The organism is Xanthobacter autotrophicus (assembly GCF_029991245.1).
In the GTDB taxonomy this organism is placed as follows: Bacteria; Pseudomonadota; Alphaproteobacteria; order Rhizobiales; family Xanthobacteraceae; genus Xanthobacter; species Xanthobacter autotrophicus_C.
In genome coordinates this window covers 1-13,327 of record NZ_JAIVFO010000128.1, presented here as the reverse complement: position 1 = coordinate 13,327, position 13,327 = coordinate 1, and the positions used below count along the sequence as shown (strand labels likewise).

Below are 13,327 nucleotides of genomic sequence, written 5' to 3'. Positions count from 1 at the left end.
CGGGCGGGCGGCGGCCGAAGCTCACCATGCCGGCGAAGGTGAGGGCGCCCTCGCCCTTGAGGAACAGCGCGAAGGTGGCCGCGTCCGGGACGGCGGCCAGCGTCTCGACGAAGGCATGGGCGTCGGACGGCTTGTAGGGGAAGGGCAGGTTCGCGGTCATTTCCGCGATCTTGCGGTTGTTGGCAAGCTCCGCGACGGCGGCAACGTCCTCGAGGCGCGGCGCGCGGAGCACGAGCCGGTCGGTTTCGAGGACGGGGATACAGTTCTCCGCGAGCGGCGCTCCGGACGGCGTCTCACACAGGGTCATGGCAAGCTCCTCAAGGCCAGACAAACGAAAACCGGGGAGAGGTGTCCCGTCTCCCCGGTTCGTGTCTGAGCTTGAGGTTCGGCCTGCTCAGGCGCCCACCGGGTCGACGTGACCGGCGGGACCCTGCATTTCAGGTCTCGCCGTTTATTCAGCCGCCTCGGCGGCGACGGGAAGCACCGATACGAAGGTGCGGTCGTTGGCTTTGGTCTGGAAGGTGACTTTGCCTTCCACCAGGGCGAAGAGGGTATGGTCCTTGCCCATGCCCACGTTCGTGCCGGGATGCCACTTGGTGCCGCGCTGGCGCACGATGATGTTGCCCGGGATGACGTCCTGGCCGCCGAAGCGCTTCACGCCAAGACGGCGACCATCGGAATCACGACCGTTGCGAGACGAGCCGCCTGCCTTTTTATGAGCCATTGTTGCTCTCCTCGTTCGCTATCAGGCGTCGGCAGCGGCTTCAGGAGCCGGCGCGCGCTGGAATTTGGGTTCAGCCTTGACGGTCTCGCCGAGGCCCGAAATCTCGGTGATGCGCACCACGGTGAGGTCGGCGCGGAAGCCCCGCTTGCGGCGCGAATTCTGCCGGCGGCGCTTCTTGAAGGCGATCACCTTGTCGCCGCGGGTCTGCTCGACCACTTCGCCGGTGACGCTGGCGCCATCCACGTGGGGCGCGCCGATGGCGATGGTGGCACCGCCCAGCATCAGCACCGGGAAGGTGAAGATGGAGCCCACCTCGGCGTCGAGGTGGTCGATGGTAATTTCGTCGGCGGCGGCAACGCGATACTGCTTGCCGTTTGCCTTGATGACCGCGAACATCTTGTCTCGCTTTCGTGTTCCGCCGAGCCTCGAAGGGCTGGCTTCTTCCGGTCGGGAATGGGAATGCGGGCACGAGGGCCCACGCGAAGTGGGTCCGATACACTATCGGTGCCTTGAAAGTCAATGAGCCGGCGACCATCCAAGCCGCTCGCCAAGCTGCTCGCGCTCGTTACGGACCTTAGCACAAGGCACCGGCGTGGCGGGCCTCGGGGTGGGCGCAAACGCTTGCCGATCCGGCGTGCCGGGGCAGCGGGCGCCCGCCCGTTTCGGCGGCAGGATCGGCGCTGCGAAAATCACCAAAATGCCCCTTGCATGGGCGGGACGAATCCCCTAAATCCGCTTTGCCCAAATTCGCACGTGCCTGTGGTCGCGTGTCGGTCGGTAGGATCTCCGGACAAGAGGCCGGAAAGCTGCCAGGACGACCGATAGCCGGAGGGAACCGGCCCACCCCGCTCCTCATGCGGGGGACGTGACTTGAAGCAACGACGTAAGGGCTTTTTTGGTCTCGGTCGCCCCTCCAAAGGGCGGCGTTACTGAAGAGGCACTACATCTTGCCGGCCGTGCGGAGCGGGATTCCCTCTCCAATCGTGCGCAGTTGTCTCGTCCTCGCCTGGCGTGTCGCCCGGCGGGCGGTCCGGCTGCCGTTCGGTCCGATGATGCGGCCGGGATAGAGCCCCGGCGAAGCGGGTACGGCCCGCAGACGACCCGGCGTGTCCACAGCGCCGGGCGGCTGCCTGCGCGTGCCCCGGCCGAATCCAGTGCGGGTTCGTCCGTCCTGTCGTCGCGCGGTTCCCCGCGCTTCACGAGGCTTCAGGTCACTGGGAGGACACCATGACCGATCGCATCCGCGAATTCCTGCGTACCCGACGAGAGGATGGCCCCTGCGTGGTGGTGGACCTCGACGTGGTCCGCACCAATTACCAGGCCTTCGCCCGCGCGCTGCCGGACACCCGCGTGTTCTATGCCGTGAAGGCCAATCCCGACGCCGCCATTCTTCAGGCGCTCGAAGAAATGGGCTCGTGCTTCGATTGCGCCTCCGTCGGCGAAATCGAGATGGTGCTGGCCACCGGCGCCGGCGCCGACCGCATCTCCTTCGGCAACACCATCAAGAAGGAGCGTGACATCGAGCGCGCCTTCCGCCTGGGCGTGCGCCTGTTCGCCGTGGACTCTTACGAAGAGGCGGAGAAGATCGCCCGCGTGGCGCCACGCGCCAACGTGTTCTGCCGCATCCTGTGCGACGGCGCCGGCGCCGAATGGCCCCTGTCGCGCAAGTTCGGCTGCGAGCCTGAGATGGCCGCGGACGTGCTGGAGCACGCCCATCGCCTGGGCCTTGCCGCCTATGGCGTGTCCTTCCATGTGGGCTCGCAGCAGAAGAACGTGAACGCCTGGGACGGCGCGCTCGCCTCGGCGGCGCAGATTTTCCGCGCCTGCGCGGAGCGGGGCATCTCGCTCTCCATGGTCAATCTGGGCGGCGGCTTCCCCACCCGCTACCTGCAGGACGTGCCCGGCGCGCAGTCGTATGGCGAGGCGATCTTCTCCTCCCTGCGCAAGCACTTTGGCAACCAGATCCCGGAAACCATCATGGAGCCGGGCCGCGGCATGGTGGGCAATGCCGGCCTCATCGAGGCCGAGGTGGTGCTCATCTCGAAGAAGTCCGAGGCCGACGCCATGCGCTGGGTGTACCTCGACATCGGCAAGTTCGGCGGTCTCGCCGAGACCATGGACGAGGCCATCCGCTATCCGCTGCGCACCCCGCGCGACGGCGACGACACCGCCCCGTGCGTGCTCGCCGGCCCGACCTGCGATTCGGCCGACGTGCTCTACGAGAAGACCCCGGTGGAGCTGCCGCTGTCGCTCTCCATCGGCGACAAGGTGATCATCGAGGCCTGCGGCGCCTACACCACCACCTATTCGGCGGTGGCGTTCAATGGCTTCCCGCCGCTGAAATCCTACGTGATCTGAGCACCTGGTCAGAGGCTTGTCTCAGGGCCTGCGATCGAAAGGGGACACAACGCGTTGAGGGGCCGGACCCGAGAGGTCCGGTCTTTGGCGCCTCCTGACCCCCGCACGATCCCCATCGCGCGCCGGACCCGATGGTTCGCGCCGGTGGCAATGAGGAGGGGGATTCCCCTCGTCTTCCGCACCGTTCCGAAAGGCTGATGGTCCCGAGCAGGGATTGGCCGACCGCGCATCCCGCGCGGCGGGACGGATGTCTTCGCCTCTCACGTTGTGGCACCGGAGCTGCTGATGACTGAGATCGTGCTGGAAACCGTGGAAGATGTGGCCCCGCGCGAGGCCCTGCTGGACCTGTGCCTGGGCGCCGAACGCTTTTCCAAGTCGTCCGAGCGCCTGCGTGAAGGCCGCATGCCGGCGCAGGACCTTGCCTTTGTCGCCCGGGGGCCGGACGGCCGCCTGGCCGGCACGGTGCGGCTGTGGAACGTCACCGCCGGGCCGGGTCGGCCGGCGCTGCTGCTCGGCCCGCTGGCGGTGCACCCGTGGTTCCAGGCCCATGGCCTTGGCGCCACCCTCATGCGCACGGCGCTGGATGCGGCGCGGGCGAAGGGGCACGGCGCGGTGATCCTGGTGGGCGATGCCGCCTATTACGAGCGCTTCGGCTTCAGCGCGCACAAGACCGGCGCGCTCTGGATGCCCGGCCCCTACGCCCGCGACCGCCTGCTGGCGGTGGAACTCGAGGCCGGCACCCTCGATGGCGCGCGCGGCCTCATCAGCCCCACGGGCGCGCCTGTCGCCCAGCCCTCGCTGGCCGAGCTTCTCGCCGGGGCGATGCGCCGGTCGGCTTAGAGCCAAGCCCGCGCGGCGCCTGAGCGTGGGAACAAGTCCAAGCCCGCGCGGCGCCTGAGCGGAGACACCTCAAGATCCCGTGCGGCGCGCGGGTGTCCGCAAAGCAAAAAGGGGATGGGCCGGAGCCCATCCCCTTTCCGGGGGCCGGACGGCGACCCGCCCGGCCTTCCCCCGCACGCGATACCAAAGCCCCGGTCTTCGACCGGCGCGCGGGCAAGGCCGTTCAGGTGCCCGCGCCCGCAGGTCTCGCCCGTCTCCAGGTCGCGCCCGTCTCACTCGGCGGCGACGGGGCCTTCGGGCATCTTCTGCTGCTGCGCCGTCTCCGCCGCCTTCTGGCGGGTTTCGTGCTCCAGCGCGGCGCGCACGCCCGCCCCGTATTCCGGGTGGACCTGCGTAAACAGCGCGATCTGCCGATCCGCGATCTCCTGCGGAATGCCGTACATGCCCGCGGCGAGGTTGGAGAACAGGCGCGCCCGCTGGCCGGCGTCGAACAGCTCGAACAGCGCCCGCGGTTGGGAGAAGTCGTCATTGCCGATGCGGTGGTTGTAGCGCTCGGCATCCCCCGAGATCTTCAGCGGCGGCTCGGCGTATTTGGCGTCCTCCTTCGCGCCACCGAAGGAGTTGGGCTCGTAAAAGGCGTCGGTGCTGCCCGTCAGCGGCGGGAAGAACCGCATGGCGCCGTCCTTGTGATAATGGTGGACGGGGCACTTGGCGGCGTTCACCGGCAGCTGCTCGTAATGGGTGCCGATGCGGTGGCGATGGGCATCCGCATAGGAGAAGATGCGGGCCTGCAGCATCTTGTCCGGCGAGAACGAGATGCCGGGCACGATGTTGGACGGCGAGAAGGCCGCCTGCTCGATCTCCGCGAAATAATTCTCCGGATTGCGGTTCAGCTCCATCACGCCGATGTCGATGGGCGGATACTCGCCGTGGGGCCAAACCTTGGTGAGGTCGAACGGATTGTAGGAGGTCTTCTCCGCATCCAGCTCCGGCATGATCTGGACCTGCACCTTCCACTTGGGGAAGTCGCCCTTCTCGATGGAGCTGAACAGGTCTTCCTGCGTGGATTCGCGGGTGCGGCCGACCACTTCGGTGGCCTCCGCATTGGTCCAGTGCTTGTGGCCCTGCAGGGTCTTGAAGTGGAACTTCACCCAGAACCGCTCGCCCGCCGTGTTGATCAAGGAATAGGTGTGGGAGCCGTAGCCGTTCATGTTCCGCACGCCCACGGGCAGGCCGCGGTCGGAGAACAGGATGGTGACCTGGTGCAGGCTCTCCGGCGACAGGGACCAGAAGTCCCACATGGCGGTGGGCGAGCGCAGGTTGGTCTTGGGGTGGCGCTTCTGGGTGTGGATGAAGTCCGGGAACTTGTAGGGGTCGCGCACGAAGAACACCGGGGTATTGTTGCCCACCAGGTCCCAATTGCCCTCCGGCGTGTAGAACTTGAGGGCGAAGCCGCGCACGTCGCGCTCGGCATCCGCCGCGCCCAGCTCGCCGGCCACGGTGGAGAAGCGGGCGATCATGGGGGTCTGCGCGCCCGGCTGGAGCGCCGTCGCCTTGGTGTATTTGGAAATGTCGCCGGTGATGGTGAGGGTGCCGTGGGCGCCCCAGCCCTTGGCATGCACCACCCGCTCGGGGATGCGCTCGCGGTTCTGGTGCGCCAGCTTCTCCAGCAGCTGGTAGTCCTGCATCAGCACCGGGCCGCGCTCGCCGGCGGTCAGCGAATTCTGGTTGTCGGCGATGGGGTTGCCGGCCGTGGTGGTGAGTGTGGGTCGCGTCATGAATGGGCTCCCTGGAAAGGCCCGGAGGGCGAAAATCACTCGCGCAGAATGGGCGTCTCCCGGACTGACTACAAATCAGATTGCGTTCAAGAATCGATCAGATAATCTGATCATATGCTCTCTATCCGTCAGCTACGCTATTTCGAGGCCCTCGCCCGCCATCGCCATTTCGGCCGGGCGGCGGAGGATTGCGCGGTGACCCAGCCGGCCCTGTCCATGCAGATCCGCGAGATGGAGGAGGCGGCCGGCCGGGCGCGGGGCGTGCTCGCGGCGCTGGCCGACATGGAGCGCACCATCCGCGAAAGCGGCCGGCTGCTGGAGGGGCGCTTGCGCCTCGGGGTCATCGCCTCCATCGCGCCCTATCTGCTGCCGCGCCTGTTGCCGGAGATGGCGCGCCGCCATCCGGGGCTGGAAATCGCGCTGCGGGAGAGCCAGACCGAGCATCTGGTGACGGACCTCGTCCAGGGCGACCTCGACCTCGTCATCCTGAGCCTGCCGGTGGAGCATCCCGCGCTCGAAGCCATGGCCCTGTTCGAGGACCGGTTCGTCCTCGCGGTGCCGGAGGCGTCACCGGACTTCCAGGGCCCGAAGGCTTCCGCCGACAGCATCCTCGCCGCCGACCTGCTGCTGCTGGAGGATGGCCACTGCCTGCGCGACCAGGCGCTCAACGTCTGCCGCAAGGTGGATGCGCGCCAGCTGCGCCGCTTCGGCGCCTCCAGCCTCGCGACGCTGGCGCAGCTGGTGGCGAACGGGCAGGGCATCACCTTGCTGCCGGACATGTTCGTGCGCGCGGAGGGCGGCCGCATGGCGGGCGTGCGCCTGCTGCCGTTTCCCGATCCCGTGCCCGCGCGCACCATCGGCCTGGTCTGGCGCCGCACCCTGCCGCATCGGGAGGACGTGGCGGCGGTGGCGGACATGGTGAAGGCCTGCCGGCCGGGAGCGTGAGTTGAGGGCGTGGATCGGGGACGCCAACCGGGCGCGCGAACCCTGGGGTCGCATGGCCCCGTTGCGCGCGCTGCCTTGCTTTGCCCCGCATTCAAAGCTAAGCCCCGCGCGAGAGACGAGGACCTCATGGCTCAGGACGGACTTTCCTACCGCGACGCGGGCGTGGACATCGACGCGGGCAACCGCCTGGTCGATCTCATCAAGCCGCTGGTGAAGGCCACGGCGCGCCCCGGCGCCGACGCGGATATCGGCGGATTCGGCGGGGTGTTCGACCTGAAGGCGGCCGGCTTTGCCGACCCGCTGCTCATCGCCACCACCGATGGGGTGGGTACCAAGCTGAAGATCGCCATCGATACCGGCGTGCACGACACCATCGGTATCGACCTTGTGGCCATGTGCGTGAACGACCTGGTGGTGCAGGGCGCCGAGCCCCTGCTGTTCCTCGACTATTTCGCCACCGGCCGGCTGGCGCCGGAGGTGGGCGCCCATATCGTCGCCGGCATCGCCCGCGCCTGCAAGGACGCCGGCTGCGCCCTCATCGGCGGCGAGACCGCCGAGATGCCGGGCATGTACAAGGACGGCGACTACGACCTCGCCGGCTTCTCCCTTGGCGCCGTCGAGCGGGGCGACCTGCTGCCCCGCAAGGACGTGGCGCCGGGCGACGTGATCCTGGGCCTTGCCTCCGCCGGGGTGCATTCCAACGGCTATTCGCTGGTGCGCCGCATCGTCGAGCGCTCGGGCCTCGCCTGGTCCGATCCGGCGCCGTTCCAGCCCGACCACGCGCTGGGCGCGGCCCTGCTCACCCCCACCCGGCTCTATGTGAAGAGCGTGCTGTCGGTGATCCGCTCCACCGGCTCGGTGAAGGCGCTGGCCCACATCACCGGCGGCGGCATCACCGAGAATTTGCCGCGGGTGCTGCCCCAGGGCACGCTGGCCCGCATCGACCTCACCAACCTCATGGTGCCGCCGGTGTTCCGCTGGCTTGCCACCGTGGGCGCCGTGGCGCCGGAGGAGATGCTGCGCGCCTTCAACTGCGGTGTCGGCATGGCCGTGGTGGTGCCGGCGGAGGAGGAGGAGGCCGTGGCCGACGCCTTTGCCGATGCCGGCGAGTGCGTCATCCGCCTCGGCGTCATCGAGCCCGGCGAGGGCGCCCCCCATGTCGCCTATGAGGGGTCCACCCATTTCGGATTCGCGTCGTGAGCGCAGGGTCGAGCGAGGCGCCGCGGCGCACCGCCGTCCTCATTTCGGGCCGGGGCTCCAACATGGCGGCCCTGGTGCGCGCGGCCGAGCAGGAGGATTTTCCGGCCGAGATCGCCCTGGTGCTCTCCAACCGCGCCGATGCGGCCGGGCTGGATTTCGCCAAGGACCACGGCATCCCCACCCTGGTGCTCTCCCACAAGGGCTATTCCGACCGTCTCGCCTTCGACGCGGCGCTGGACGCGCACCTGAAGGCGGAGGGCATCGAGATCGTCTGCCTCGCCGGCTTCATGCGCCTGCTCACCCCCTGGCTGGTGGAGCGCTGGCGCAACCGCATGATCAACGTGCACCCCTCGCTGCTGCCGAGCTTCAAGGGCCTCCACACCCACGAGCGGGCGCTGGAGGCGGGGGTGCGGGTGCATGGCTGCACCGTGCATTTCGTGCGCGCGGAGATGGACGAGGGGCCGATCATCCTGCAGGCCGTGGTGCCCATCGAGCCCGACGACACGCCGGACGGGCTCGCCGACCGGGTGCTGACGCAGGAACACATCATCTATCCCAAGGGCCTGGAACTGCTCGCCGCCGGCCGGCTGAGCGTGGCCGACGAGCGGGTGGCGATCGCGGGCGTCAAGGGCGGGCTTGCCCCGATGATCGTGCCGGCGGTGTGAGGCGTGGGGCGGCCCTGACCTGCTTGCGCTTGCCCGCCTTCGTCGCCCCCCGGCTTGACCGGAAGGCTCCGGCCTCGACAGCGCGCATCGCTCCTGGTCGCGGATGGGTGCTCCGGTCACGCCGGAGCACGACGGTGAGTGGCAGCCGGGGGTGAGTGGCAGCCGGGCCGTCCATCCCGGCGCTCCCGCCGTCCTCAAACCTTCTCCAGCCGCACCCGGTTGTCGTGGAACGCCGCGCCGCCCACCGGGGCCACCGGGTCGGCGCCCGTCAGCGTGTTGATGCCGCGGCCCTCGCGGTGGGCCTGTGCCGGCTGAATCTGCTCCGAGACCACCACGCCCCGCAGCACGCCGTCGAACAGGCGCGCCTTCAGCACCACCCGCCCGCGCGGATTTTCCACCGCCACGAGGTCCCCCTCGGTCACCTTCAGCGCCGCCGCATCCTCCGGATGGATCAGCAGGGAGGGCTCGCCCTCCCGCGCCACGGAGGTGGGGGTCTCGGTGAAGGAGGAATTGAGAAAGTTGCGCGCCGGCGCGGTCACGAGGCGGAACGGGTGCTCGGGGGTTGCCTCCTCGATCACCGCCCAGTGGTCGGGCAAAGACGGCATGTCCGCCACCGGGCCGAACTTGGCCGGGGCCGGAAAGCCGAGGTTGGCCCAGTCCACGGCGAAGTGGAAGCGCTTGTCGCGATGGCCGAAGCCATTGAGGAAATGCGCGTCCTCGAAGCTTTGCGCCACCTCGATGAAGCGCGCCGTCTCCAGTTCCGCGATGGGCGCGCGGCCGCTCTCGCGCAGGGTCCAGTCGATGAGGTCGCGCGGGCTCATGGCGAAGCCGGGGTGCTCGGCCCCCAGGCGCCGGGCCAGCGCGGCGACCACCTCATGGTTGGAGCGGCATTCGCCCGGCGGCTCCACCAGCTTCGGCCCGAGCTGGATGTGGGGGTGCCCGCCGGCCTGGTAGAGGTCGTCATGCTCGGTGAACATGGTGGCGGGCAGCACGATGTCCGCGAGGCGCGCCGTATCGGTCATGAACTGCTCGTGCACGGCCACGAACAGGTCCTGGCGCAGGAAGCCCGCCCGCACCTTCTCCTGCTCCGGGGCGATGGCCACCGGATTGGTGTTCTGGATGAACAGGGCCTTCACCGGGCCGCCGCCGGCCAGCGCGTCCTCTTCCCCCATCAGGATGGGGCCGATGCGGGACTGGTCGAGCTGACGGGTCCGGGGATCGAGGCGGTCGAGGCCCTCGATCATCTTCTTGCGCCAGCCATAGGTGCCCGACAGCGAATGCAGCGCCCCGCCGCCCTCATGCTGCCAAGAGCCCGCCACCACCGGGATGGAAGCCACCGCGTGCATGTTCACCGCCCCGTTGCGGGAGCGGGAGAAGCCGTAGCCGATGCGGAAATAGGCGGGCGGCGTGGTGCCGACGAGGCGCGCATAGGCCTCGATCTCGTCCGCCGAGAGCCCGCAGATGGCGGCGGCCCACTCCGGCGTGCGGGTCGCAAGGTGGGCTTCCAGCGCCTCGGTGTCGCGCGCGTATCGATGGAGATAGGCGCGGTCGGCGTGGCCGTCGCGGAACAGCACGTGCATCACCGCGCAGGCGAGCGCCCCGTCGGTGCCGGGGCGGATGAGGAGCGGAATGTCGGCCTGCTCCAGGGTGGGGGTGCGATAGACATCCACCACCGCCACCTTCGCCCCGCGCTCCTTGCGGGCGCGCATGGCGTGGGTCATCACGTTCACCTGGGTGGAGACCGCATTGGTGCCCCACAACGTGATGAGGTCGGAGGCCGCCATCTCGCGCGGGTCGACGCCGGCGATGCGCCCCGCGCCCGCCATGTAGCCGCTCCACGCCGGGTTCACGCAGATGGTGGCGAAGAAGCGCGAATAGCCCTTGGCATGGGTCAGCCGGTTGATGCCGTCGCGCATCACCAGGCCCATGGTGCCGGCATAATAATAGGGCCAGACCGATTGGGCGCCGTGGGCGCGCTCGGCCTCCAGCAGGTCCTCGGCGATGCGGTCGAGGGCCTCGTCCCACGAGATGCGGGTGAACTGGCCGGAGCCCTTGGGGCCGGTGCGCATCAGCGGATGGGTGAGGCGCTCGGGATGGTTTGCCCGCTCCGCATAGCGGGCCACCTTCGCGCAGATGATTCCGGCGGTGTAGGTCTGGGCCTTCGCCCCACGCACGCGGCCGATGCGGCCGTCGGGCATCACATCCACCTCGAGGGAGCAGGTGGAGGGGCAATCGTGGGGGCAGACGGAGGCGCGGGTCGCGACGGGGCGGTCGGTGGCGCGCGACGTGTTCGGGGCATGCACGTTCATGCCCGCAGGATAGAGGGGGCAACCTGTGCCGTCGCCCCCCATTTCAGGCCGGCATGCGCTGTATCAGGCGCCGTGCCCGGCCTCCGCCGTGGCCCGTGCGCGGTTACGCAGGATGTAGCCTGTTGCCACCACCACCACCGCGCCGATGACGCTCGCCACATAATGGGGCAGCGCCGCCGGATGCATGCCGTGGTCGTCCACCTTCACCAGCGACGGGTCGATCTGCTGGAGGGCGTTGAGGGACATCACGTCGCCCACCAGCATCTCGCCGGCGATCCAGCCCAGCAGCGCCGCGCCGGCCCAGATCAGGATGGGGAAGCGGGTGAGCAGCCGCAGCAGCAGCTGCGAGCCGAAGATGATGAGCGGGATGGTCAGCAGCAGGCCGAATACGAACAATTCCCAGTGCCCGCGCGCGGCGGCGGCGATGGCCACCACATTGTCGAGGCTCATGACCGCGTCGGCGATGGCGATGGTGCGCACCGCCTTCCACAGGCTGTCAGACGCCGCCACCTCGTGGCTGTCGCCGTCATTGTCGGTGACCAGCTTGATGGCGATCCAGAACAGCAGCAGGCCGCCCACCACCTTCAGGAACGGAATGCCGAGCAGCGCGGAGACGGCGAGGGCGAACAGGATGCGCAGCCCCACGGCCGCGCCTGCACCCAGAAGGATGCCCCACTTGCGCTGCTGGGGCGGCAGGGACCGGCAGGCCAGCGCGATGACGACCGCGTTGTCGCCGGACAGCAGCAGATCGATCCAGATGATCTGCAGAAGCGAGACCCAGAAGGTGGGTGCCGTGAAATCCATCGTCCACTCCATGCTGCGCAGTAGACCACCACGTGCCACGCAACTGGCGTGCGTGTCTCATTCCCAAGCGGAAGTCGAGGCGAACTTTTCAGTGACGTTACGTCATTGGGGGGTCAAGAAAAAGGGGCCGCGCAGGACCCCCGGTTGCCTGAACCCCGGTTGCCTGGCTCCGGCATCTTGGTCCCGGTTTCCCGCCCTCGGTCTCCCGCTGCCGATTTCAGGTCGCCGCTTCGGATTGCGTTGATCCGAAGGATCTGCGGCGGCATGCGCCACAGCACTGGTGAAGCCAGCTTCATGTTACCCACCCCGGGCCTTTGTTCCCCCGCGTTCTGCGGGTGGTATTTTGCGTCTTGTGCGCCGTATTATGGATTTTGACGCTACGCTAACCTGCCCTTAGGTCTGGCCTCAAGGAAAACCGGATGCCGCAACGCATCATTCGTTGGCGCGCTGCGGCATCTGAACCTGTTTCCGCATCAAGCGGGGTCCCGAAGATGCGGGCGCATCGCCGGGACTTGTGCGCTCAGCCGACGATCTCGTTGCCCGCGAAGAACTGGGCGATTTCCACCGCGGCGTTCTCGACGCTGTCGGAGCCGTGGGCGGAATTGGCCTCGATGGACTCGGCGAACAGCTTGCGGATGGTGCCCTCGGCCGCATTGGCCGGGTTGGTGGCGCCCATCACTTCGCGATAGGCGGCGACGGCGTTCTCGGCTTCGAGGACCTGCACCACCACCGGGCCGGAGGTCATGAAGGACACGAGGTCGCCGAAGAAGGGACGCGCGCTGTGCACGGCGTAGAAGGTCTCGGCCTGTGCCTTGGTCATCAGGATGCGCTTCTGGGCGACGATCCGCAGGCCGGCCGTCTCGATGACGGCATTCACGGCGCCGGTGAGGTTCCGACGCGTGGCGTCGGGCTTGATGATCGAGAAGGTGCGCTCGATCGCCATGGGGGACCGTCCTGTCTGTTGCTGGTGGGATGCCGCGGCGTCCGCGGATGGCGCGGCTCTTAGCAGCCGGAGCCTGAAGGGGCAAGGGAAGGTCCGGTGCGGCGGTATTAAAGCACCTAAATCTTTCCCAGCACCCCGTCGATGGCCCGCTCCACCGCTTCCGCCGCATCGAACGCTACCGGCACGCCGAGCACGCGCGGCCAGAACAGGGGCTCCTTGATGGCGCCGAGAAACTGCGCCGCCATGAGCTGCGGATCGCACCCCACCGGCAGCCGGCCCTCGGCGACGAGGGCGGCAAGATAGGCGGCGAGCCCCTTCACCGCCGGCTCCTTGCCGGCCGCGAAATAGGCCTGCGACAGTTCGGGAAAGCGCGGCGCCTCGGAGATGACGAGGCGCAGCAGCGGGATCACGTCGGGCCGCGCCCAGTGTTCCGTCAGCCGTCCCGCATAGGCCCGCAGCACGGCGCGGGCGTCGCCCGTGGCTTCGCTGGGGATGAGCGGGGCGCGGGTGAAGTGGGACCAAGCCTCGTCGATCACTGCGCCGAACAGGTCGGCCTTGCCGGGAAAGTGCTGGTAGAGCGTGCGCTTGGACACCGGCGCAGCGGCGGCGACCGCGTCCATGGAGGTGCCTTCATAGCCCTTTTCGAGGAACAGGCTTCGGGCCGCGGCGCGGATGCGGGCGGTGGTGCCGCGGGTGTCGCGGCGCGGCCTGGTCGCGGCAGCCTGCGCGGGAACAGCGGGGGCAGGGGGCGTCGGCATGGG

General features: G+C 68.7%; 13 protein-coding genes. 5 read left to right on the top strand and 8 right to left on the bottom strand.

Going from position 1 to position 13,327, the window contains the following annotated elements:
• The 3 genes from K9U41_RS18020 to rplU all read right to left on the bottom strand — a co-directional run.
• A partial coding sequence (locus K9U41_RS18020; RefSeq protein WP_282642256.1) for a GNAT family N-acetyltransferase occupies window positions 1-307 on the bottom strand: 307 nt, incomplete at its 3' end.
• Window positions 308-451: 144 nt separating this feature from the next.
• Complete coding sequence (gene rpmA, locus K9U41_RS18015) at window positions 452-724, bottom strand: 50S ribosomal protein L27 (RefSeq protein WP_282642255.1); 273 nt, start codon at window positions 722-724, stop codon at window positions 452-454.
• Window positions 725-745: 21 nt separating this feature from the next.
• Complete coding sequence (gene rplU, locus K9U41_RS18010) at window positions 746-1,120, bottom strand: 50S ribosomal protein L21 (protein ID WP_282642254.1); 375 nt, start codon at window positions 1,118-1,120, stop codon at window positions 746-748.
• Window positions 1,121-1,951: 831 nt separating this feature from the next.
• Here rplU and K9U41_RS18005 point away from each other — a divergent pair.
• Together K9U41_RS18005 and K9U41_RS18000 are read left to right on the top strand one after the other, a co-directional pair.
• Entirely contained in the window at window positions 1,952-3,082 is a 1,131-nt protein-coding gene (locus K9U41_RS18005; protein ID WP_282642253.1) for a type III PLP-dependent enzyme, read from the top strand.
• A gap of 285 nt (window positions 3,083-3,367) precedes the next feature.
• Window positions 3,368-3,922, top strand: coding sequence for a GNAT family N-acetyltransferase (locus K9U41_RS18000; RefSeq protein ID WP_282642252.1), 555 nt, complete (start codon window positions 3,368-3,370; stop codon window positions 3,920-3,922).
• A gap of 272 nt (window positions 3,923-4,194) precedes the next feature.
• Here K9U41_RS18000 and K9U41_RS17995 read toward each other — a convergent pair whose 3' ends face one another.
• Window positions 4,195-5,700, bottom strand: a complete 1,506-nt coding sequence (locus tag K9U41_RS17995; RefSeq protein ID WP_282642251.1) for a catalase — start codon at window positions 5,698-5,700, stop codon at window positions 4,195-4,197.
• A gap of 114 nt (window positions 5,701-5,814) precedes the next feature.
• Here K9U41_RS17995 and K9U41_RS17990 point away from each other — a divergent pair, with 114 nt between their 5' ends.
• From K9U41_RS17990 to purN, 3 genes are all read left to right on the top strand, one after another.
• A complete protein-coding gene (locus tag K9U41_RS17990; protein WP_282642250.1) occupies window positions 5,815-6,645 on the top strand; it encodes a hydrogen peroxide-inducible genes activator in 831 nt (276 codons plus the stop codon).
• Between the two features lie 126 nt (window positions 6,646-6,771).
• Complete coding sequence (gene purM, locus K9U41_RS17985; protein WP_282642249.1) at window positions 6,772-7,845, top strand: phosphoribosylformylglycinamidine cyclo-ligase; 1,074 nt, start codon at window positions 6,772-6,774, stop codon at window positions 7,843-7,845.
• Entirely contained in the window at window positions 7,842-8,510 is a 669-nt protein-coding gene (gene purN, locus K9U41_RS17980) for a phosphoribosylglycinamide formyltransferase (protein ID WP_282642248.1), read from the top strand. Before purM ends, purN begins: the two co-directional genes overlap by 4 nt.
• A 194-nt stretch (window positions 8,511-8,704) precedes the next feature.
• Here the strand turns inward: purN and K9U41_RS17975 are convergent, their stop codons facing one another.
• From K9U41_RS17975 to K9U41_RS17960, 4 genes are all read right to left on the bottom strand, one after another.
• Window positions 8,705-10,819, bottom strand: coding sequence for a molybdopterin-containing oxidoreductase family protein (locus K9U41_RS17975; RefSeq protein ID WP_282642247.1), 2,115 nt, complete (start codon window positions 10,817-10,819; stop codon window positions 8,705-8,707).
• 63 nt (window positions 10,820-10,882) lie between these two features.
• The gene (locus K9U41_RS17970; RefSeq protein WP_282642246.1) at window positions 10,883-11,623 is read right to left on the bottom strand and encodes a TerC family protein; all 741 of its coding nucleotides are present in this window, start codon (window positions 11,621-11,623) and stop codon (window positions 10,883-10,885) included.
• A gap of 520 nt (window positions 11,624-12,143) precedes the next feature.
• Window positions 12,144-12,566, bottom strand: a complete 423-nt coding sequence (gene ndk, locus K9U41_RS17965; RefSeq protein WP_282642245.1) for a nucleoside-diphosphate kinase — start codon at window positions 12,564-12,566, stop codon at window positions 12,144-12,146.
• A 116-nt stretch (window positions 12,567-12,682) separates the two neighbouring features.
• A partial coding sequence (locus K9U41_RS17960) for a TetR/AcrR family transcriptional regulator (RefSeq protein ID WP_282642244.1) occupies window positions 12,683-13,327 on the bottom strand: 645 nt, incomplete at its 5' end.